19 protein-coding genes are annotated in these 21063 nt (G+C 44.9%); 9 read left to right on the plus strand and 10 right to left on the minus strand.

Annotated features, from left to right (window positions below):
* Positions 1-106 precede the first annotated feature (106 nt).
* On the plus strand, positions 107-541 hold the full coding sequence (locus tag MAS10914_RS0120085; protein WP_017317739.1) for a hypothetical protein: 435 nt from the start codon (positions 107-109) through the stop codon (positions 539-541).
* An 87-nt stretch (positions 542-628) separates the two neighbouring features.
* Here the strand turns inward: MAS10914_RS0120085 and MAS10914_RS0120090 are convergent, their stop codons facing one another.
* The 3 genes from MAS10914_RS0120090 to MAS10914_RS0120100 all read right to left on the minus strand — a co-directional run bounded on the left by MAS10914_RS0120090 (position 629) and on the right by MAS10914_RS0120100 (position 2938).
* Positions 629-1522: an ROK family protein gene (locus tag MAS10914_RS0120090; RefSeq protein ID WP_026082688.1), complete on the minus strand. Its 894-nt coding sequence runs from the start codon at positions 1520-1522 to the stop codon at positions 629-631.
* Positions 1523-1666: 144 nt separating this feature from the next.
* Positions 1667-1870: a hypothetical protein gene (locus tag MAS10914_RS0120095; RefSeq protein WP_017317741.1), complete on the minus strand. Its 204-nt coding sequence runs from the start codon at positions 1868-1870 to the stop codon at positions 1667-1669.
* Positions 1871-2047: 177 nt separating this feature from the next.
* Positions 2048-2938, minus strand: a complete 891-nt coding sequence (locus tag MAS10914_RS0120100) for an ABC transporter permease (protein WP_017317742.1) — start codon at positions 2936-2938, stop codon at positions 2048-2050.
* Between the two features lie 273 nt (positions 2939-3211).
* Here MAS10914_RS0120100 and MAS10914_RS0120105 point away from each other — a divergent pair, with 273 nt between their 5' ends.
* The gene (locus MAS10914_RS0120105; RefSeq protein WP_026082689.1) at positions 3212-3394 is read left to right on the plus strand and encodes a hypothetical protein; all 183 of its coding nucleotides are present in this window, start codon (positions 3212-3214) and stop codon (positions 3392-3394) included.
* A gap of 35 nt (positions 3395-3429) precedes the next feature.
* On the opposite strand, the gene MAS10914_RS34440 is transcribed toward MAS10914_RS0120105, so the two are convergent.
* From MAS10914_RS34440 to MAS10914_RS0120120, 4 genes are all read right to left on the minus strand, one after another.
* Complete coding sequence (locus tag MAS10914_RS34440) at positions 3430-3570, minus strand: hypothetical protein (RefSeq protein ID WP_156818200.1); 141 nt, start codon at positions 3568-3570, stop codon at positions 3430-3432.
* A 2-nt stretch (positions 3571-3572) separates the two neighbouring features.
* Positions 3573-3791 (minus strand): type II toxin-antitoxin system HicB family antitoxin, encoded by a 219-nt coding sequence (locus MAS10914_RS0120110; RefSeq protein ID WP_017317744.1) that lies wholly within the window; start codon positions 3789-3791, stop codon positions 3573-3575.
* Between the two features lie 80 nt (positions 3792-3871).
* Positions 3872-4447: a Uma2 family endonuclease gene (locus MAS10914_RS0120115; RefSeq protein WP_017317745.1), complete on the minus strand. Its 576-nt coding sequence runs from the start codon at positions 4445-4447 to the stop codon at positions 3872-3874.
* A 187-nt stretch (positions 4448-4634) separates the two neighbouring features.
* Positions 4635-8621, minus strand: coding sequence for a magnesium chelatase subunit H (locus MAS10914_RS0120120; protein WP_017317746.1), 3987 nt, complete (start codon positions 8619-8621; stop codon positions 4635-4637).
* Between the two features lie 294 nt (positions 8622-8915).
* Between MAS10914_RS0120120 and MAS10914_RS36275 the strand changes: the two genes are divergently transcribed.
* Together MAS10914_RS36275 and MAS10914_RS0120125 are read left to right on the plus strand one after the other, a co-directional pair.
* The gene (locus tag MAS10914_RS36275; protein WP_269635067.1) at positions 8916-9038 is read left to right on the plus strand and encodes a hypothetical protein; all 123 of its coding nucleotides are present in this window, start codon (positions 8916-8918) and stop codon (positions 9036-9038) included.
* 55 nt (positions 9039-9093) lie between these two features.
* Positions 9094-10410: a glycosyltransferase family protein gene (locus MAS10914_RS0120125; RefSeq protein ID WP_017317747.1), complete on the plus strand. Its 1317-nt coding sequence runs from the start codon at positions 9094-9096 to the stop codon at positions 10408-10410.
* Between the two features lie 63 nt (positions 10411-10473).
* Here the strand turns inward: MAS10914_RS0120125 and MAS10914_RS0120130 are convergent, their stop codons facing one another.
* Positions 10474-10860, minus strand: coding sequence for a hypothetical protein (locus tag MAS10914_RS0120130; protein WP_017317748.1), 387 nt, complete (start codon positions 10858-10860; stop codon positions 10474-10476).
* Between the two features lie 573 nt (positions 10861-11433).
* Between MAS10914_RS0120130 and MAS10914_RS0120135 the strand changes: the two genes are divergently transcribed.
* The gene (locus MAS10914_RS0120135) at positions 11434-12231 is read left to right on the plus strand and encodes a M23 family metallopeptidase (RefSeq protein ID WP_017317749.1); all 798 of its coding nucleotides are present in this window, start codon (positions 11434-11436) and stop codon (positions 12229-12231) included.
* An 86-nt stretch (positions 12232-12317) separates the two neighbouring features.
* Here MAS10914_RS0120135 and ftsH read toward each other — a convergent pair whose 3' ends face one another.
* Positions 12318-14216 carry an ATP-dependent zinc metalloprotease FtsH gene (ftsH, locus tag MAS10914_RS0120140; protein WP_017317750.1) on the minus strand — a complete coding sequence of 633 codons (1899 nt, stop codon included), beginning with the start codon at positions 14214-14216 and terminating at the stop codon, positions 12318-12320.
* A 444-nt stretch (positions 14217-14660) separates the two neighbouring features.
* On the opposite strand from ftsH, the gene MAS10914_RS0120145 reads away from it, so the two are divergent.
* Complete coding sequence (locus tag MAS10914_RS0120145) at positions 14661-15203, plus strand: NADPH-dependent FMN reductase (protein ID WP_017317751.1); 543 nt, start codon at positions 14661-14663, stop codon at positions 15201-15203.
* Between the two features lie 80 nt (positions 15204-15283).
* Here the strand turns inward: MAS10914_RS0120145 and MAS10914_RS0120150 are convergent, their stop codons facing one another.
* Complete coding sequence (locus MAS10914_RS0120150; RefSeq protein ID WP_017317752.1) at positions 15284-16405, minus strand: ferrochelatase; 1122 nt, start codon at positions 16403-16405, stop codon at positions 15284-15286.
* A gap of 543 nt (positions 16406-16948) precedes the next feature.
* Here MAS10914_RS0120150 and MAS10914_RS0120155 point away from each other — a divergent pair.
* From MAS10914_RS0120155 to ilvB, 3 genes are all read left to right on the plus strand, one after another.
* A complete protein-coding gene (locus MAS10914_RS0120155; protein ID WP_017317753.1) occupies positions 16949-17521 on the plus strand; it encodes a hypothetical protein in 573 nt (190 codons plus the stop codon).
* 189 nt (positions 17522-17710) lie between these two features.
* Positions 17711-18982 carry an MFS transporter gene (locus tag MAS10914_RS0120160; protein ID WP_017317754.1) on the plus strand — a complete coding sequence of 424 codons (1272 nt, stop codon included), beginning with the start codon at positions 17711-17713 and terminating at the stop codon, positions 18980-18982.
* 121 nt (positions 18983-19103) lie between these two features.
* Positions 19104-21005, plus strand: coding sequence for a biosynthetic-type acetolactate synthase large subunit (gene ilvB / locus MAS10914_RS0120165; RefSeq protein ID WP_026082690.1), 1902 nt, complete (start codon positions 19104-19106; stop codon positions 21003-21005).
* Positions 21006-21063 lie beyond the last annotated feature (58 nt).

A 21063-nucleotide genomic window follows, 5' to 3' on the forward strand; every position in this document is an offset into this window, starting at 1 on the left:
ATTTTCACATAATAACAACCAACTACTCAGCACTAACACTCCAAAATCATTTCAGGGTGTATCGCTCAAAATTGCTCCTGTGAAACTTGGGAATTGAGGGGATATTGTGGCGTACTGGGTGAAAATTCACTATGAGAGAAATGAATATCTAATCAATTTTGAGCGTGTTACAGCTTTTTGTCATGAACGAAACGGCAGGGTTACTTTTTGGCTACCAGATTGTGCAATCCCGATAGTAATTAATCCTCAAAGTAACTTAGAAGACTATCAAAAGATTTTGGATTATCTAGAACAAATCATGGGGTTGGGACTTGAGAAATCCTATTGGGTGAAAATTCTTTACGAAAGGAACGAATATATAATTAACCTCGATAGTATTAGTTCCTTTCGTCATGAACCAAACAACGGCAGGATAACATTTTGGTTGCCAGATAGCACTATTCCTATCATTATCAATCCCGTCAGTAATCCAGAGTCTTATCAAAAAGTTTTGGAATACGTTCAGAAGACAACCGGGTATATGTTAGAAGTCAAGAATTAGGAGTTAACAAACTATGAATTGACCAATGCGCTTTAAGACGTTAAGGACTTAATGTAATTCAGAATCACGTTCATTTAAACCATACGCCTAACCCCCGGCTTTTGAAAAAGCTAACTTTGCGGCGCCTGCTATCCCCGCAAAGTTACCCAATTCTGCTGGTAATATTTGTAAACCAAAACGTGAAGTAGGCAGTACTCTTTGCTCAATTTCTGCTTTGGCAGATGGGATAAAAAACTCGGCACTCGCGCTTACACCGCCACCAATGACAACTGCTTCTGGCGTTAGCACATAAATCAAACTTGTCAATCCAATGCCCAATTCATTACCATATTCTTGCCAAAAAGTCAATGCTTGAGCATCTCCGGCTTTTGCCAAAGCGCCTAGTTCTGCTGGTTCTTTTCCCGTGCGGCGACGAATTGCCGTGACTGACAGATACTGCTCCAAAGAGCCTTGATTGCCACTATTACACCTTGGACCATCTGGGTTGAGAGTAATTAATCCCAGTTCACCCGCTGCGCCTAGATGACCAACAAACAATTTGCCATCTAGGATAATTGCGCCACCCACTCCAGTTCCCAAAGTTAGCAGAATGAGATTTTGAAAGCGGCGACCTGCTCCCAGCCAAGCTTCTCCTAACCCTGCACAATTGGCATCGTTAGCAATAATCGTAGGTTTGCTTGTTTTTGCTTCCAAAGCGTCGGCTAAGGGGACGTCGTGCCATCCCGCTAGGTTAATGGCGACTTTGGCAATGCGTCCTTGTGCATCCGCAGGTCCGGGAGTGCCAACACCAATGGCAATGGAATTTTGCTCTGGGTCAACTTGGGCGATCGCATCCACCATTTGAGCCACAACCGCCTCTGGTGTTGCTGGTTGCGGTGTCGCCACAGTTAACGACTGTAAACAAGTGCCATCTGTGGCAAAACGCCCCAGCTTAATTGCTGTTCCACCTAAGTCAATGCCAATGACTTGAGAATTCACCACTTTCAAACCCCTCACAAAAAGCAGACGCAAAATCACAACAGATAGGTTCACCAGATGTAACGGATCATTTGTCTTCGACTCATACAGATCGCTTATCCGTTACATCTGTTATGCCATAGGCTATGGGTCGCCAAATCTGTTACTTCATTGATTACCAGTTTCGCTACCAAAAAATTCTACATTTTCAGAGTCATTTGGAGCAGGTCGTAAAGCAGCGACAGCCACGGGATGAAAACTGGGCTGATCCTGCAAAGAAGCTACTGGGGAACCTCTTAAGATACCAGTCAAGGCGACAGAAAGCATGAAGCCACCAGCAGCGGCAGCAATTAAAGAAATGTTATCTTTCACACAAATTTCTCACTGAGAAGTACAACAGCTATTAGAGTAGCAAACGAAATCAGGTATGCTTTGCTGGTTGGTAGTTGTTAGTTGTTAGTTGGTAGTTGTTGGTTGTTCTATGAACCAAGAACCATTAACTACCAACCACTATCCATTAACCACTATCTAATAACAAATAACTCTTGACTATTTCCGGATGTCTTTCCGTAAACGGGGATTGATAAAATCGTTTAACCCCTCGCCGAGTAGCGACAGCCCCACAACCATTATTGTCATAGCTAATCCTGGGAAAAGGGCAGTCCACCAAACACCAACGGGTAGTGCTTGCAAGGCTTGTTGTAAATCGCGTCCCCATTCTGGGGTTTCTATTGGAAGTCCTAACCCCAAAAAGCCCAAACCACCTAGAATCAAAATCGCATCGGCGGCGTTGAGGGTAAAAAGTACGGGTACGCTTTGAATGACATTGAAAAACAGGTATCGAGAAAGAATCTGCCAAGTGTTAGCACCCATTGCTTGTGCTGCTTCGATGAACACTTCGGTTTTAACACTCACAGTGTGATTGCGGACAACACGGTAATATTGCGGAATGTAGGCAATGCTGATGGCAAGAGCCGCGTTTAATATTCCACGTCCCACCATAAATGCCAGCGTTATCGAAAGCAGCAACCCTGGTAAGGTGTAGATACTATCCATGATAAACAGCAGGGCTTTATCTAATCTACCCCCTACGTAGCCACTCAGCATGCCCAAAGGCACACCAACAAACATACTCAGCGCTGTCGCCAATAAAACCACTTGCAAGGCGACTTGAGCACCAAATAGCGTGCGCGAAAATACATCATAGCCTTCGCGACTGGTGCCAAACCAATGTTGGAGTGAGGGTGGGTCTTGAATGGGGTTACTTAAGGAATCTACGGGGTTTTGCACCCAACCCAAAGCCTGAAATAAAGGAGCGCAAAAAGCCAGGAAAATGAAAAACAGGGTCATTGCTAACCCAATCAACATCAGTTGTTGGGAAAGGGTGGAGCTTTTGGCAAACCGTAATAATTTTAGCTGGGGACTTTTTGTAATGGTCATAAACTACCCAGAGGAGTGAGGAGTTTTCGGTTGTGACTACAGATGACCATTTTACATAGCAGATAATTTCATGCAATGCCACAAAGACATAAAGCTGATAACGTAATATAATGCTGACCAGTTGCAGTATAAATAACTAAAAATCCTAATAAATATTTGTAAAAATATTTAACATTGCAGGAATATCATTTAAAGTAGTCAGAAGCCAGCGCCTAACCGTGGAAAGTGACAGCGCTGACTCTGCCTCCAATTCTCAAAGGAGATAATTTCATTATGGCTTATCAAGAGCGCCTCAAATCCTGGACAGTTGTCCATTTACTGTCGTCTTCACAAAAAGTAGTCGTCAGCCGCCACCGGAGTATGGTTGATGCAGAAGGATACGTTAAGTTATTGCGTCAGCAAAAGCCCAATAGCAAACATGAAGTCGTCTTTGATCCGGCACAGATCAAGGAATGAGTTAATAGACTTCTCATTTAAGAGCTTAAGTATTTTTATTTGGTAAATGTGATCGCCTTTTGGGCGATCGCACCAAATAGGATAAACAACATCAGGGATGATCGCACTTTGGGGAGATGGGGACGAACACCGCTTGCAGCACAATGCTCTGAGCAATCGCACTTCAGCCTTTTCATCTTCATATATTAGGTGACATTAAACGCTGTTTTGGTTCAGGAATTGAACGTCCTAGATCCTTAGCAGTCTCAATCCATTCCCGCATAATAATTTTTACATTTTGCAGTGCTTCTTGATAAGTTTCTCCATCAGCAGCACAACCAGGTAATTCTGGAACTTCGGCAATAAATGCTTGGTCTTCTTCGCTCCAATGCAGAATAATTTCATAGCGAAATATCATCTTGAACTCCTAGCAGACAATGATAACAACATATGATTTTTGTAGTCATTGCAGTTATCATCTGCTTTGAAAATTCCTACCTACCAAATCGCCTCTAAATTCAACACAAACCCAGGTAAAACATCTTCCCCTGACAAACTAACAGGAGATTCCAACACGTCAACTTCTTGCCCAATTTGATAAATTTCTACTTGCCGAGACTTTCTATTAATTAACCAACCCAAACGAGCGCCATTATCTCTGTATTCTCTCATCTTCTCCTGAGCAACTTTCAAAGTATCACTTGGCGAAAGTAACTCAATCACAAAATCAGGACAAAGCGGTAGAAATCTTGTTTGTTGTTCTTGAGTTAGTGCATTCCAGCGTTCCAGTTTTACCCAAGAAGCGTCAGGGGAACGATCCGCACCATTGGGAAGCTTAAAACCACCAGAGGAATCAAAGGCGATACCAGTTCCATCTGCGTCCGCCCAATTAAATAACTGCTGATTTAGCCTACCATTACGGTTACTTGTTTCTCCCCCTGTGGGTGGCATGATAATTAATTCTCCGGTTGCAGTGCGTTCAAACCTCAAATCACGGTTTGCCTGACATAGCTGGAAAAATTGCTCATCTGTCAGTTCAATGACTGGATTGAGATTAACTGTTAGGGCAGCCATAGGGGGATTTTGAATTAAGGATTTAGGCAATCAAACCAATTACGCCAAGGGTTAAAACCCCTGGCTGATAGCTAAAGTCATCTAAATAGATGACTACAAAAGTATTTCAGTCCACTTGATAGGACTTAAGCTATTAGCCCGGAAATTTATTTCCGGGCGGATCATCGGTCAAAGTGCCCTACAAGAACTATTCTATTCCCTCAATCCTATCTTCAACCTCCTGGTACAACTCGCGTAGCAATTCCAAATTGCTCTCACTAGTCTCCCAATAACCGCGACCATTCACTTCCAACAAAGTAGAAACCATCTTGCGGAAAGAATGGGGGTTGAGGTTCAACAACCGCTGACGCATCGCTTCATCTTTGATGAAGGTTTCGTTAGCATCTTCATAAATCCAGTTATCAACAGCACCAGCGGTTGCACTCCAACCCATTGTATTTACCAATCGCTTGGAGAGTTCCCGCACGCCTTCGTAACCGTGAGACAGCATTCCCTCGTACCACTTGGGATTTAACATTTTGGTACGAGCATCCAAACGCACGGTTTCTGATAAGCTGCGGACTTGAGCGTTAGCTGTGGTGGTGTCGGCGATGTATGATGCTGGTGTTTTGCCATCACCCCGTAAACTTGCCACAACCTTGGTGGGATCAGAGTCGAAGTAGTGGGAAACGTCGGTCAAGCTAATCTCGGAAGAGTCAAGATTTTGGAAAGTAGCCTCAGCCGTCTTTAGAGTTGTTTCAAAAATCTGCCGCTCTTCTTCCATCGTACCGGGGTTATCGGCACTGAAGGCGAAGGATTTGCGTTTGAGGTACATTTCCTGTAACTCGGCTTCGCTTTCCCAAGTGCTGTTTTCTACCGCCAAGTTGATATTTGACGAGTAGGAACCAGAAGCATTGGAGAAGACGCGAGTCGCTGCTTGACGCAGGTTGATCCCCATTTCCTCTGCTTGTTCGAGGGCGTGTTTGCGAACATAGTTCATTGATGGTGGTTCATCGGCTTCCGCCGCCATTTTCACCCCTTGATCCAGCAGGTTCATTTGGTTAATGAACAAGTCGCGGAAGACACCAGAACAGTTGACAACTACATCAATGCGGGGGCGTCCCAACTCTTCTAGAGGTATCAATTCTAACTTGTTCACCCGTCCAAGAGCATCGGGAACCGGACGCACTCCCACCATCCACATAATTTGTGCCAGGGATTCCCCGTAGGTTTTGATGTTATCGGTTCCCCATAACACACAAGCGATAGTTTCGGGATACTTGTCGCCGTTTTCTGCCTTATGACGCGTCAGCAGTCTGTCTACAACGATTTTTGCTGACTGCACCGCAGCAGTTGTCGGGATGGATTGGGGGTCAAGTGCGTGGATATTTTTACCTGTAGGCAAAACATCCGGGTTGCGGATGGGGTCGCCACCAGGTCCAGGAAGGATGTACTCGCCTTCTAAGCCTTGGAGTAATGCTCCCAGTTCATTGTCGGCACAAACTTGCTGCAAGCAGAATTCCAAATACTCAAATAGCGGTTTCAGTGCTGCAACATCTACCTTGGTATAACCTGCTTTGTGCAGTGCTTCTACCCAAGGTTCTTTTTTGCCCATGTTAAAGAAGTTGAGCTTGGAAACGAGGGAAACTCTCCCTTGGGCATCGGTTTGCTCTTTGACAAGGGCGGAAACTGCGGCGCGAGTTGCCATTGTGATGTCTTGCAGCAGTTGGACATCTTCTAAAAGGCCTTTATCGCTGTTTTGGTATATCTCGTCGATGTTGCGCCCAAAGCTGCTAGCGATAATGCGGGGGAGACTTTGAATTTCTTCCTCTGGACGGTCTAAGTTAGAAATGTTGACCAGAGTTGCGCTCGCCTCTTCAGCGGTCGGTGGTTTCCCAATAACGTGCAATCCACATGGCAACAGTCGCGATTCAATCTCCATCAACTTGCGGTATACCAAGCCAACAATATTGTCGCGCTCTTGGGCGGTCATATCTTTGGCATCTTGCTCTGGCAAGGCGATGTCCTTATCCAGGTTCACCATGCGGCACTTATCCATGATGGTGTTGACAATCAAAATACCGCGTCCGCTCTCTTTCAAGGTTTGGTAAGAACCAATCAACTCGCCCAGTTCCTTCAAACCTTTGTACAACCCAGCATTTTCTGCTGGAGGAGTGAGATAGGAAATTGTCTCCGCATAGCTACGACGCTTGGCAATTGTCGCTTCACTTGGGTTATTTGCGGCGTAGTAGTAGAGATTGGGAATTGTGCCAATTAAGTTATCTGGATAACATTCTCCAGACATCCCCATCTGCTTCCCTGGCATAAATTCCAAGGAACCGTGAGTCCCGAAGTGTAGCACGGCGTCGGCTTGCCAAAGCTGTTCTAAGTAGGTGTAGTACGCTGCGAAACCGTGGTGAGGACTTGCAGAACGCGAGAATAAAAGCCGCATGGGATCGCCTTCGTAACCAAAGGTGGGCTGAACACCAATGAAGACGTTACCGAAGTGCTTACCGTAAATCAGCAAGTTTTGCCCATCGCTGTTGAGATGTCCAGGGGGCGGTCCCCAGTTCTCTTGTAACCTGTTCGAGTAAGGTGTGAGTGCTTCATACTCAGGAACCGACATCCGGTAGGCAATGTTGAGTTCAGGGCTGCTGTACTGCGCCTGGGCATCATGGATGACTTGTTCCATCAACTCTTTAGCAGACTCAGGCAAGTCTTGCACTTCATACCCGTTGTTCTGGAGTGCTTTCATCACCTCGTAAATTGAGCCGAACACATCCAGGTATGCAGCGGTTCCGACATTACCTTTATCCGGTGGAAAGCTGAAAACGGTGATGGCAACTTTCTTTTGCAGCTTCGGCTTGCGACGCAAGTTAGCCCATTTGAGGGCGCGTTGTGCCACTGCTTCAATGCGGTCTTGCAGGGCGATCGCTTTCCCTGTTGTTCCATCTCGTCCTGATAAAATGATCGGTTCAATCGCCCCATCCAATTCCGGAATCGCAATTTGCAATGCGACTTGAATTGGGTGTAACCCCAAATCGCTATCCTGCCATTCTTCGGTTGTTTGGAAGACGAGGGGCAACGCTACCATGTAAGGACGGTTCAACCGCTTGAGCGCGTCAATTGCCTTAGGATGGTCTTGGCGTGCTGGTCCACCTACCAGGGCAAAGCCTGTTAAGGATACCACTGCATCCACCAGTGATGTTTTAGTTGTTGGTTCGTAGAAGTATGCTTCCACTGGTTTGGAGAAGTCCAAACCCCCGGCAAACACTGCAATAACCCGTGCGCCCATAGATTCTAGTTCTTGCACCATTGCCACATAGTGGGCATCATCACCCGTCACAAGGTGCGTGCGTTGCAATACCAACCCAACACAAGGCGCTAGCGGGTCTTTCAAATCATTGGGGATATCCTTACGACTGTTGTGCCAATTGAGGTATTCTCTGACATCCTCAAACATTGTGGGGGCAAGAGGATGCCAGACCCCCATATCTGGATAGACAACTGGTGCCTGGTATTGTAGAGACGCGCCATGGCGCGTCTCTACACCTTTTAAGACGTACTTATCAGCTAGCATCAGCAAGAAGTTTTCCAGGTTCTCTGAAGAACCCCCCAGCCAATACTGAAAACTGAGCATAAAATTTCGGGCGTCCTGTGCTTTGTCCATTGGCAGGTACTTGAGCACTTGCGGCAGTGTCCGCAGCAGCTTTAGCATCCCATCTTGGAAGCCTGCGCCGGATTTTTCCTTGCGCTTTCGCATGAACTGTGCTATGGCACTCTTAGATTGCCCCAATTGTGCCAAAGAGAAAGTGCCCATTTTGTTTAGGCGCATGACTTCGGGCATTGAGGGGAACACAACGGCAACATCCAAGCGATCGCGGTGTGGTGCTACTGCTGCTACTAACTTTTGGGCTAAGTCTTCTATAAAAATCAACGAGGCAATAAAGATATTGGCACTTGCGATATCCTTTTTAAACTCCTCATAGTTCTCTTGGTCTCGGAGTTCTTCAATCAAGTAGCCACTAATTTCAATCGCCAAATTAGGATGGTTTTCGTTAATCGCCCGAACCGCTTGTGACAATGCACTCTGGTACTGGGACTCTAACACGACATAGACCACCTTAATTAAATGGCGCCCCTGCAGGTTGTCAGGGGCAATATGTCTAATGGTGGACTTGACGTGGGTGAACATGCTTCCTCGGCTCCTTTGATGCGTGTTCTCGTTTGAGAAGTCCTCTTCGGCAAAAGTAGCCTCTCAGACTTCCTCTCTTAGGCAATAAGAGTTTTTTATCAGAAAACGCTTGCTCAGTGGGGATTTTGTCGCCTATCTGACACAAAATGATATAAAAAATGAAATATTTTGTAATAAATATTGACAATTTTCAAAGTATTTACTTACTTTTTTGTAAAAAAATCTTAATAAGCACCGCTGAACTGCTCTATTCTCCAAATAGAAAGGGAACCAATAACCCATGACAAAGGACTAATGACTCATCAATACTTCTCGGTTAACCGTAGCCGTCACCCGCGCATGGTGGGGAGTTTACGGACACACAAACCAGCAAGCCTGCTGGGAGCAGGTAAGCGTCCCTGTAGCCTCAGGTTTTAGCCTGTGGGCTTATCCGAGAAGGATTGAATGACTAATGACCAATGACGAATAACCAATGGCTGCTGATATTCTGATTCTTTCAAATGGTCCTGGGGAAGTGACGACTTGGGTACGTCCAGTGGTGAAGGCATTGCGGCAAAAGCTGGGTTATGACCGAAATAGCATGAGAATTTCTGTGGTTTTGTCACCTTGCCCCAATTCTAGCGGCACAGAAGCAGATATAGCTCGGTCTTTCCCCGAGGTAGACCGAGTGCAGACAGCAGAGTATTTTTGGCAGTTTTTGCTGTGGGGAAAGACATTTGACAATTGGGACTGGCGCAAATGCGGTGTCGTTGTTTTCCTCGGTGGGGATCAAATTTTCCCCGTTGTCATTGGCAAACGGCTAGGGTATAGCACCGTTGTCTACGCAGAATGGGAAGCACGCTGGCATAGCCTAGTTGACCGCTTTGGAGTCATGAAACCCGAAGTTGCTGCGCGTGTCCCCAAAAAATTTGCCCACAAGTTTACCGTTGTGGGAGATTTGATGCAAGAAGCCCGACAGGAGGAGGGGGGGAGTCGGGGAGTGGGGGAAGTAAGGGGAGTGGGGGGAGAAAATACTTCCACATCTTCCCCCAGTTCCAACTTGACACTTCCTACTGAACTTATTGGAATCTTACCTGGTTCCAAGGCAGCAAAATTGATGCAAGGGGTGCCCTTGACGTTGGCAATTGCAGAATACGTTCACGCCAGGAGACCACAGACCAAGTTTGTGATTCCTGTAGCCCCAACTTTGGATTTACAAACTTTAGCGAGTTTTGCCAATCCGCAAAAAAACTCTTTTGTTCAAACCTTTGGTTTTAAGGCTGCTTCTTTGATTGTCCCAATCGCCATTGATTCAGAGCGTGCGATTCTCAAGACAGCAACAGGTTTATGTGTGGAACTCTCGACTCAAACCCCAGCATACGACTTATTGTCCCAGTGCTGCCTCTGCTTAACGACGGTGGGGGCAAACACTGCTGAACTCGGTGCTTTAGCTGTGCCGATGATTGTTTTACTACCAACGCAACAGCTAGATGCTATGAGATCTTGGGATGGTTTGCCTGGTTTGTTGGCAAATTTACCAATAGTCGGTTCTGGGTTTGCCAAAATGATTAACTGGCTAGTCCTGAGACGATTGGGTTTACTAGCATGGCCTAATATTTGGGCGCAAGAAATGATCGTACCAGAACTGGTAGGAAAACTTCAGCCTCAAGAAGTAGGAGAAATGATTTTAGATTATCTGGCTCATCCAGAAAAGTTAGCAGAAATACGAGCCAAGCTGCAGAGTATTCGAGGTGAATCTGGTGCAGCCCAAAAGTTAGCAACTTTGGTGGAGGAAGAATTGGCAAAGTAATAGAGACGCGAAAAGATTTGTTAATAACATCACTGCATCTGATGTATCCCCGTGTCCTAATGACTAATCAGAAGACTGCCCATCCCGCCTTCCCAGTTCATAAACCCCGGAACCTATACAGGCAAGTATCCCCATGCTAATTGCCCAGCTACGACCTAAACTGATTTCCACTCCCCAATTCAATAAAGCGCCAATGACTAGAAAGGGAACGATGCTGAAAAGCGAGGCGTAAAAAGCATTTTGTGATTCTCTCGCTTTCTTTGTTTTTTCAAATTCTGACTGACTCGTGTAGAGCGATCGCTCAGCAAAGTTAAACCAGCGGTTTAGTTGCTGCATCACCCATTCACTGACTGGGGAAAAACCTAAATATAGCGCCAAAGACCACAAACTGGCTCCGGCGATCGCGATTGTGTTTAACTCAAAGCCCAAAGGCAACATTTCTGTCAGCATGGCTTGTGGGAATCTTGTGAACTGTCTGTTTTAGCTTTAATAAAAGCTAAATTAACTTCTTGAGCAATCTTAAGCATAAACTTAACAGCATTTTTACTTATTAGCAACTCTGTTCATTGTTATAATAATGCGTTGTGCATAAATTTACATATCCATTCCTCTGTATATACCTAAAATAAAATGTCATTAGTAACACTTTTCATAAAAATAAGCTACTTACTAGTCAGTTAAACACTCAATATGAGCTAATAATTATTGCTTAACTATAACTGCTTCAATCTCTAGAACAATGCTTGTTAGATTAGAAATTTTATATATTTTATTTTCACTAAAAAAAGAATTGATTTTGATACTTCAGACAAGACTAAACTATTTCCTTAAAATGACTTGACATAGAAATGTTTTCAAGTAATCATATTGCGATGGAACAGCAAAAAACAACAAGCTTTTTCTCGTGGGGGAGAGGATAAATGCAAACAAAAGCCAATGTTAATTCTTCAAAATTCACCCCTCTGCTTCGTTTGGGTTCTAACATCAATTGAAGGATAAATATAACGATTAGAGGACTATAAAATGAGTAAGTGGCGACAAACAGTAGCACTTTCTGTAGTCAGCCTGTCTATATTAGGATTGAGTGTTGTCAGTTTTATCACTCTATTATCCAAGTCAAAAACGGTTGAAGCTGTAGAATTTAACTCTCAGCCCAGAGCAACGGTCAATAATCGTTTAGCATCCTCAATTCCTGTAAAACATTTTCAGATGCCTCAGCCCAAAGCATCTGTAGAATTGAAATCTAAGCAAATAGCAATAGCTAACAATTGGTTAGCAGCTTCTTTTCCCGTAGAAAATTTTCAGTCCTACACATCCGCATTTGGCTACCGTCATTCCGCGACTGGCGGTTCAAATGTGGAATTCCACAGTGGGTTAGATATCGCCGCCCCACAAGGGAGTTACATTCGCAATTGGTGGACAGGGACGGTTACAAAGGTGAGCGACAAGGACGCCTGTGGTACGTATATAGTTATTCAGTCTGGCGAATGGGAACACACCTACTGTCATATGGAAGGACACGTTGAAACCGCATATGGTCGCCGTTATTTTATAGACAGGGCTGGTGGAATTCAAATTTGGGAAGGTCAGCAACTAAGCGCTGGAATGAGAATTGGTCGGGTAGGGATGACCGGACGAACCACAGGTCCTCACCTTCATTGGGGACTGAAGTATGCCAAACAATATGTAGATCCAGCAATCGTTCTCCGGGAAATGTTCTCCCAGCAGCAAATCGCCAGGAGTGCATCACAACGGTGGACTACTCAACAGTCACAAGTTATCATTGATGAATCAAAAGATATAGGCGATTCGGGATATTAAATGAGGAAGTGTTAGTTGTTAGTGGGTAGTTGGTAGTGGGTAGTAGTAAACAACTAACAACTAACAACCAACTATTAACTACCTTCCTAAGTAGACACGACTAACTGTTGCTTCTCTGGGAGTGGGGTATATTCAGAGACAATTTTACGAAATTGCTCGCCCTCTATTGTCTCCTGTTCGACTAGCAAATCGACAAGACGGTCTACTAAAGCTCTGTTTTCACGGATGAGGCGACGAGCTTCTGTGTAGCAGGCACTTGCCATTGCTCGCACTTTTTGGTCAATTTTTGTCGCCATCTGTTCCGAATACTCAGAGCGATTCACCCAATCTCGTCCCAGAAACACATCACTATTCTGAGTTTCCAGAGCCACTAACCCTAAGTCAGACATACCGTACATTGTTATCATCTTACGAGCGAGATTTGTCACAACTTTCAGGTCGTTGCTGGCTCCACCTGTTACCTCAGCTTCTCCAAAAACCTCTACTTCTGCTGCCTTGCCTCCTAAGGTCATAGTGATATTGTCTTGCAGCCAAGCCTTAGTATAAAGCCCGCTGTCAATCATTTCCTCATTGAGAATCTGTTGAGAAAAACCTCCTACTCCACCAGAACGGGGAATAATTGTCACCTTATTTAAAGGATCAGCATATTTCAGGAGTGTAGACAACAGAGCGTGTCCTACCTCATGATAGGCAATCAACCGCTTTTTCTTGCTATCCAACAGCGGGTTGAGGGTCAGCCCAATTGTCAATCTGTCAATAGCATCGTCAATCTCTAACTGCGTAATTGCCTCTTTGCGTCTACGTGCTGTTAGGATTGCTGCTTCGTTGAGGAGGTTCGCTAAGTCTGCCCCTGTAAAACCTGGTGTACGGCGGGCGACAACTTCCAAGGAAACAGATGGGTCAATTTTCTTGTTACGGGAGTGAACTTTTAAAATTTCCAAACGACCTTTGCGGTCTGGTGCATCAACAATTACTTGTCGGTCAAACCGTCCTGGTCTTAGCAACGCGGCATCTAGCACATCCGGGCGGTTGGTGGCAGCAATAATAATAATGCCAGTGTTCCCCTCAAAACCATCCATTTCGGTAAGCAGTTGGTTGAGGGTTTGTTCCCGCTCATCATTTCCACCACCGATACCTGCACCCCGCTGCCGTCCTACGGCGTCGATTTCATCGATAAATATGAGGCAGGGAGCATTTTCTTTGGCTTTTTTAAATAAGTCGCGTACCCGGGATGCACCCACACCCACGAACATTTCCACAAACTCCGAACCGGAAATGCTGAAGAACGGTACGCCTGCTTCGCCTGCGATCGCTTTTGCTAAGAGTGTTTTCCCTGTTCCCGGAGGTCCGACTAAGAGCACTCCTTTGGGAATGCGTGCGCCCACAGCGGTGAATTTTTCTGGTTGTTTGAGGAAGGTCACAACTTCTTGCAGTTCTTCCTTGGCTTCTTCAATACCGGCGACATCCTCAAATTTGACTCCGGTTTTTGCCTCCATCTGGAAACGAGCTCTGGTTTTCCCGAAGTTCATTGCTTGGCTAGAGGCATTAGTAGAGCGGCGTAGGAACAATAACATCAAAGCAACCAGTGGCAAAATCCACATCAGATTAATCAAAAGCCCTATAGCTGCTCTGCTATTGGCAGAGGAAACTTCGTCAAAATCTACTTTGTTTTCTTTGAGTTTGTTAATTAACTCAGTGTTTTGTTCTAAAAGCGTCACCTCGAGGGGTGAATCTTGTTTTTTCTCTTTTAGATAAACCCTTGCGACTTGCTCGGTTTCGTCAAGCTCTACTCTTGTGACTTCCCCCTTCTCAGTTTTCCTAATTAATTCACCATAGGATAGGGAATCACGTTCGGCTTTTTGAGCCAGCGCGGGAGTACCCCCTAACATTCCTGGCAACATGATTAAACCAGCTGCTAGCGCTCCAGTCAAAGCTGTACCCTTTGCAGGTCGCTGTTTCATCGTCTTTTTCTCAAAATTTTTCATAATAATTACCCTTTGTCTGCTGCTCCTACCGCTGAGCAATCCTTTTTATGCCTTTTCGTCTACCAAGAGTAGAAAGAAGGGGTTTCTAATTTTCTAGTGTAACTTCCAAAAAAAACCATTCCCATGTTTTTCCTCGTCATGCTCTGCAAAACGTCTCCTGATTACAATTACTTTCTGTTTAGCGCATAACTGGATATTTAAGAATTCCTCGCAAGTCGCATTCTTTGGTAGAAAGCTTTTTTGGATACGACTTGTGCATTTTATCTGTGCTATCTTGCTGACTCCTCCAGCATAAAATTCTCTGCCTACTGGAATTTGGGATATTTTGTCACAAATAGCTATGCTATATACATAGCCGTAATGATTCCGTATTGAAAATATTTATCTTTTGGCTGTGAAACTTTTTATTGAAGATAGTTATGATGAGAGGACTTTAACTAGATTATGGTGAGAATTGTTGGCATTGCAGGTAGTTTAAGAACTGAATCCTACACTCAAATAGCTTTGAGCCTAGCATCGCAAAGGGTGGAAGCTCTGGGTGCAGATATTGAAATTTTAGATTTGCGGCAAATGCAGTTACCATTTTGCAATGGGGAAAAAGAGTATCCAGATTACCCGGATGTTCAGCGGATGCGTGATGCCGTTAGTAGCGCCGATGGGTTAATTTTAGCGACACCAGAGTATCATGGCGGCGTGAGTGGGGTCTTGAAAAATGCCCTCGATTTAATGAGTTTTGACCAGTTGTCTGATAAAGTCGTAGGACTGATTAGCGTGTTGGGGGGACAGCCTAATAGCAACGCCCTCAATGACCTACGACTGATTATGCGTTGGGTACATGCTTGGGTGATTCCAGAACAAATTGGAATTGGACAAGCCTGGAAAGTCTTTAGTCCTGAGGGTAAGTTGTTAGATGAAAAACTCTCTCAACGCTTCGACGAATTTGCTCAGAGTTTGGTTGACAATACGCGCAAGTTGAGAAATTTATAGGGCAATACCGTTCAGTTAAGGGCGATTTGTGAGAATTCCATACGTATAGAGACGTGACGGCATGGCACGTCTCTACACATTTAGTGATGATGGTGATGATGATGCGCTACAGCTAACTGGGGGTTAACCGTCGTTGCTTGTGCCAATAACTCCCCAAGATGAGCATTTGCCCATTCTGCTGCCATTGCTAAGAACTCAGAATGGTCGTTAACGCAAGGCATCTGCACGTAGTTGACACCAGGATGTTTTTTGTGTAAAGCATGAATGATGTGGTGTACATCTAGTAGAGTTTCATGATTTTCTGTAGCAAAGCCAATCGGCATAAATATAACCGCTTTGGCACCTAATTGAATGAGGTTTTTTGCCGCTTGTTCAACATTTGGCAGCGTCCATTCAATTAAGGGTGTATCGTGGTTGAGCCAGCCAATGGAAATGAGCGGATAGCGGTTGATTAATTCCTCACGTACTAAGTCGTAGAGTATTTGACTTTCCGTAATTCCAGAGGTAAATCCTTTAGCTTTGTGAGGACAACCGTGGTTCATCAGCACAATGCCAATTTGAGAAGGTAGGTAAGCACTGGCTAAGTCAGCGGTAATTTTCTCTTCCACAAGACGCGCTATCAAATCGATGTAAGCTGGTTCGTTGTAGAAGGACGGGATATAGCGCACTCCTTTGACCCAGTGTTCATCACCATCTGTCAACTCAGCTAAAGCATTGTTGACTTGCTCAATGGCAATACCACTAGTGAAGATCGAATCGACAACTAGCAGTGGATAGATAAGTATTTTGTCAAAGCCTTGGTTTTTGATTTCTGCCAAGACTTGGTTGGGTAGGAAAGGAGCGCAGAAGTTGAAAGCTTTAAAAACTTTAACACCTTCACCCCACTTGGCTTGTAAGTTGTTTTCAATACCAGCCCGTTGTTTTTCAAAGATGGCATTGTGTGGGGAAATAAAATCATGGTGCTGATGTCCCCACTCATGACGGTCAAATAATGCCAAAAGCCGCGCTAGGGGAGGATAAACCCAGGTAGGTACGGGTGCAAATTTTGCTGTCAGCAGATTTAAAGCTTGTTCGTTATAGTTGGCGAAATCTTCATAACTTTCGACTTCGCCGTAGCCCATGAGTAATACTGCTACTCGGTGTTGACCTGAGACTGGCAATTGGTCGTGCGTTTGCTGTAGTTTTTCTGGTGTGGCAACCACAATAAATTCCTCAATCCGACTTCAAATGTTCTAAGTTCTAAGCAATGAGTCCTGAGTCATTTCTAGTTAATACTCGGTACTCATGGTTCAGTGCTGTTCTTGCTTTGTTGTTTTCCATACTCGTAAAATTCTATCCTATCCTAGGGGATAGGATAAAAAACCAAATATTAGCAATACCTCTAATGACATACTCTATTTATTACTTAGGGTATATACAAAAAAAATGACTTTTAAGAGGTGACAGAATCAAGTCTAAAGGATGAAAGATAAAATACCTCACATTTCATCCTTTAGGTGATGTCTGGTGATTTCGCAAATTGTGCCACGCTTGATAGACTGCATTTGCCACGTTGAGTTATTAATATGTGGTATTAACGAGTCATTAAGTCATTTGTCATCAGTTAGGAAAAATAACCAGTGATCTAAAACCCTGTGACGGCTTAAATCAACGTTATATATCCTGAGAAGTGTTGTCTTAAAATGTTATATTTGTGACATTGACACTGCAATCTCTCTTAGAAAAAGCTGCTAACCAAAAGACCGATGAGTATAATTATTTGCCCTGGTATCCACGAGACCTTTTTAACTCAATGCTTTGTATCGGGATGGCTAGAGCAAGTTGTAGATAGCGCAAAAAGTCAAAACTCAGCAAATTTACTGATTTATCGGGGTGAGGGTGGTTTAGCTTTATCAGCGTTTCACATATTGCAGTTTTTACACAATCACTTGCACAATAGGATAGAATCTCCAGTTGTATTCATTAGCTTTAGTGCTGGTGTCGTCGGGGCAATACTCGCTGCTCACAAATGGCAAGAATTTGGAGGTCAGGTTAAAGCTTTTATTGCTATAGATGGATGGGGAGTGCCCCTTTGGGGGAATTTTCCTATCCATAGAATGAGTCATGATTATTTCACCCACTGGAGTTCTTCTCTGCTCGGAAGTGGGCAAAATAACTTTTATGCAGATCCACCTGTTAACCATTTAGAAATGTGGCGATCGCCCCAAACAGTAGAGGGTTACTGGGTAGACTCTATTTTTGGGGAATCACCGCCCAAAGAGCGCCTAAGCGCGGCTGAGTTTTTGCACTTGCTTTTGAAGCGTTATGAAGATAATTAGTCCGGAAAACAGATTTGCCAATTAGGAGTGAGAGATTAGGTGTGATTAAGAGGACGATGAGGAAGATGAGGGGGATAAGGGAGTCACGACTCCTCCTACTCCCTTCACTGCAAGGCAGTCGCCTCCCTTACTCTCCTACTCCTCCACTCCTCCACTCCCTCTTCCCTAGTCGCTATCCTATAGATTCTGATGTTTCCAACTGAACCTGCTGCTGTTAATAAAGGGTTTATTGCCGTTCTCAAAAACCGTGATTTCATGCTGCTGTGGATTGGGCAGTTGTTGTCCCAGTTAGGAGATAAAGTCTTTTTTGTTTTGATGGTTGCTCTTTTGGAGAACTACCCACCCCTTCCAGGGTTAGCACAGAACACAATGTACTCAGCTTTGATGGTAGCATTTACGTTGCCGGCAATTTTGTTTGGTTCTGCAGGTGGTGTCTTTGTTGACCGTTTCCCTAAAAAACTTACCTTAGTTGGCTCTAATGTGTTGCAGGCACTGTTGGCGCTCTTGATTGCGTTTTTGCCGAGAGATTTTCTGATTTTATTGATACTCACTTTTGCAATTTCTACGCTGGCACAGTTTTTTGCTCCGGCAGAGCAGGCTGCCATCCCTGTTTTGGTGAGAAAAGAAAATTTTATGGCAGCTAATGCGCTGTATAGCAGCACAATGATGGGAGCTTTAATTGTTGGCTTTGCAATCGGTGAGCCGATATTGAGTTTGGCTAAACACTGGTTGGGACCAGACTATGGTCAAGAATTGGTAGTCTGTGTATTATACCTGGTGTCAGGAGCTGCTATACAGCCGATTAACTTTAAAAAAGACAAATCTTCTGCTGGCGATCGCCGGGACATAATCAACCCTTGGGCTGACTTTAAAGAGGGCTTGCGCTATCTCAAGAAAAATCGTCTGGTGTTGAATGCCTTGCTGCAACTAACAACTTTGTACTGTGTGTTTGCTGCGTTAATGGTCTTGACAATTAGATTAGCAGCAGAGTTTGGTTTAAAGGAAAAACAATTTGGCTTTTTCTTAGCAGCAGCTGGGGTAGGGATGGTATTGGGAGCAGGAATTTTGGGTCATTGGGGTGATAAGCTTCACCAGAAGCCCTTACCGCTGATTGGATTTTTGATCATGGGGCTGGTTTTAGGAGTGTTCAGTTTTACCCATAACTTGTTATTGGCTTTTGCACTTTGTGCATTATTGGGTATAGGCGCTGCTTTCATTGGCGTACCGATGCAAACTCTCATTCAACAGCAAACACCACCCACAATGCATGGTAAGGTGTTTGGGTTTCAAAATCATGCGGTCAATATAGCCCTTTCAGTACCACTCGCAATCACAGGTCCGGTCACTGATGCTTTAGGCTTGCGAATTGTACTAGTGGGAATGAGTGTTGTAGTGGTATCAGTAGGCGTTTGGGCTTGGCAAAATACTCGTCGAGTCTTGCAAGATGTTATTTTAAAATGAAGAATTTCTGACTATTCTTCCTTTTTATGCAGGAAATTCTGTCACTCTTTGATTAAGCTTTTAAACTAAAATGAAGTTTTAACTACAAAATTTCTGCATTAACTTAGCTGTTGCGTGAGGTTTGACTGTGCGTTCGCCTTCCCAAATTAGTCTCCCACAAACCGAAAATCAAAGCATCGACCATATCTCAATCTCGCCAGTTGTGACGCCCAAACGTGCCTCTGGTGGTTTCGCCCTGCTTGATAGTCTCAAGCGCCACGGCGTTGAGTATATTTTTGGTTATCCTGGTGGTGCAATTCTGCCGATTTACGACGACCTGTACAAAGTAGAAGCAACTGATGGTGGCATTAAGCACATCTTGGTGCGACACGAACAAGGTGCAGCACACGCCGCCGATGGCTACGCCCGTGCTACGGGGAAGGTAGGTGTGTGCTTTGGAACTTCTGGTCCTGGGGCGACTAATTTGGTAACGGGCATTGCCACCGCTTATATGGACTCAATCCCGATGGTCATTGTCACAGGACAGGTATCACGGGCAGTGATTGGTACAGATGCGTTTCAGGAAACTGATATTTACGGCATTACGCTACCAATAGTCAAGCATTCCTATGTCGTGCGCGATCCCAGAGATATGGCACGCATTGTTGCCGAAGCCTTCCACATCGCCAGCACTGGACGTCCGGGACCAGTTTTGATTGATGTTCCCAAGGATGTGGCGTTGGAAGAATTTGACTATGTGCCTGTGGAAAAGGGAAAAGTGAAGTTACCAGGATATCGTCCTACGATAAAGGGAAATCCACGCCAGATTAACGCAGCGATACAGTTGATTCGAGAAAGTCGCCGTCCGCTATTGTATGTTGGTGGTGGTGCGATCGCTTCAAGCGCACACGAGGAAATTAAACAACTTGCAGAAATTTTCAATATCCCCGTCAGCACAACATTCATGGGTATCGGTGCCTTTGATGAACATCATCCCCTGTCTTTGGGAATGTTGGGAATGCACGGCACCGCCTACGCTAACTTTGCTGTCACAGATTGTGACTTGCTGATTTGTGTTGGTGCAAGATTTGATGATCGTGTGACAAGCAAGTTGGATGAATTCGCCACCCGCGCTAAAGTGATTCACATCGACATCGACCCGGCGGAAGTTGGCAAAAACCGCGTTCCTGATGTACCCATCGTCGGCGATGTGCGGAAAGTGTTGCTTGACTTGTTGCGTCGCGTTCAGCAAGCAGGTACAAAGGATACACACAACCAAACACAAGAGTGGCTGAACCTGATCAACCGCTGGAAGGAAGAGTATCCTCTGGAGGTGCCGCACCATGCTGATAGTATGTCGCCGCAAGAGGTGATTGTAGAAATCGCACGCCAAGCACCCGACGCCTACTACACCACAGATGTAGGTCAACATCAAATGTGGTCGGCACAATTCCTCAAGAATGGTCCCCGGCGTTGGATTTCCAGTGGTGGTTTGGGAACGATGGGTTTTGGCTTGCCAGCAGCCATCGGCGCTAAGGTAGCGTTTCCCGATGAACAAGTCATCTGTATTAGCGGTGACGCCAGTTTCCAGATGAATTTACAGGAACTAGGAACAGCAGCACAGTATGGCATAAATGTCAAGACTGTGATTATCAATAACGGCTGGCAGGGAATGGTGCGCCAGTGGCAAGAAGCCTTCTACGGCGAGCGTTACTCCTGCTCGAATATGGAAGTAGGAATGCCAGACATCGAACATTTGGCAAAGGCGTATGGCATCAAGGGCATGGTGATCAAAAGCCGGGAGGAATTGAAAGATGCGATCGCCGAAATGCTAGCACATCATGGTCCAGTTATCGTCAATGCCTACGTGACCAAAGACGAAAACTGTTACCCAATGGTCGCTCCTGGAAAGAGTAATGCCCAGATGATTGGCTTGCCACGCCAGCCACAGAAAGCCTCACCAGAGCCAGTTTTTTGCAGCAACTGCGGTGCGAAAAACTCACATAATAACAACTTCTGCCCTGAGTGCGGGACTAAGTTGTAGAGCGATATCGCGGTTAAGGAATAATCATGTAGGGTGGGCATTGCTCACCCTACATGAT

Origin of the sequence: Mastigocladopsis repens PCC 10914, assembly GCF_000315565.1 — a bacterium.
Lineage (GTDB): Bacteria > Cyanobacteriota > Cyanobacteriia > Cyanobacteriales > Nostocaceae > Mastigocladopsis > Mastigocladopsis repens.

Excerpts from the sequence above, each read along its gene's own strand:
- MAS10914_RS0120125 (WP_017317747.1), top strand. The coding sequence starts at position 9,094 with ATGGCTGCTGATATTCTGATTCTTTCAAATGGTCCTGGGGAAGTGACG.
- MAS10914_RS0120155 (WP_017317753.1), top strand. The coding sequence starts at position 16,949 with ATGAGTATAATTATTTGCCCTGGTATCCACGAGACCTTTTTAACTCAA.
- MAS10914_RS36275 (WP_269635067.1), top strand. The coding sequence starts at position 8,916 with ATGACTCATCAATACTTCTCGGTTAACCGTAGCCGTCACCCGCGCATG.
- MAS10914_RS0120135 (WP_017317749.1), top strand. The coding sequence starts at position 11,434 with ATGAGTAAGTGGCGACAAACAGTAGCACTTTCTGTAGTCAGCCTGTCT.
- MAS10914_RS0120120 (WP_017317746.1), bottom strand. The coding sequence starts at position 8,621 with ATGTTCACCCACGTCAAGTCCACCATTAGACATATTGCCCCTGACAAC.
- MAS10914_RS0120145 (WP_017317751.1), top strand. The coding sequence starts at position 14,661 with ATGGTGAGAATTGTTGGCATTGCAGGTAGTTTAAGAACTGAATCCTAC.
- MAS10914_RS0120115 (WP_017317745.1), bottom strand. The coding sequence starts at position 4,447 with ATGGCTGCCCTAACAGTTAATCTCAATCCAGTCATTGAACTGACAGAT.
- MAS10914_RS34440 (WP_156818200.1), bottom strand. The coding sequence starts at position 3,570 with ATGAAAAGGCTGAAGTGCGATTGCTCAGAGCATTGTGCTGCAAGCGGT.
- MAS10914_RS0120130 (WP_017317748.1), bottom strand. The coding sequence starts at position 10,860 with ATGCTGACAGAAATGTTGCCTTTGGGCTTTGAGTTAAACACAATCGCG.
- ftsH (WP_017317750.1), bottom strand. The coding sequence starts at position 14,216 with ATGAAAAATTTTGAGAAAAAGACGATGAAACAGCGACCTGCAAAGGGT.
- MAS10914_RS0120110 (WP_017317744.1), bottom strand. The coding sequence starts at position 3,791 with ATGATATTTCGCTATGAAATTATTCTGCATTGGAGCGAAGAAGACCAA.
- MAS10914_RS0120100 (WP_017317742.1), bottom strand. The coding sequence starts at position 2,938 with ATGACCATTACAAAAAGTCCCCAGCTAAAATTATTACGGTTTGCCAAA.
- MAS10914_RS0120160 (WP_017317754.1), top strand. The coding sequence starts at position 17,711 with ATGTTTCCAACTGAACCTGCTGCTGTTAATAAAGGGTTTATTGCCGTT.
- MAS10914_RS0120105 (WP_026082689.1), top strand. The coding sequence starts at position 3,212 with ATGGCTTATCAAGAGCGCCTCAAATCCTGGACAGTTGTCCATTTACTG.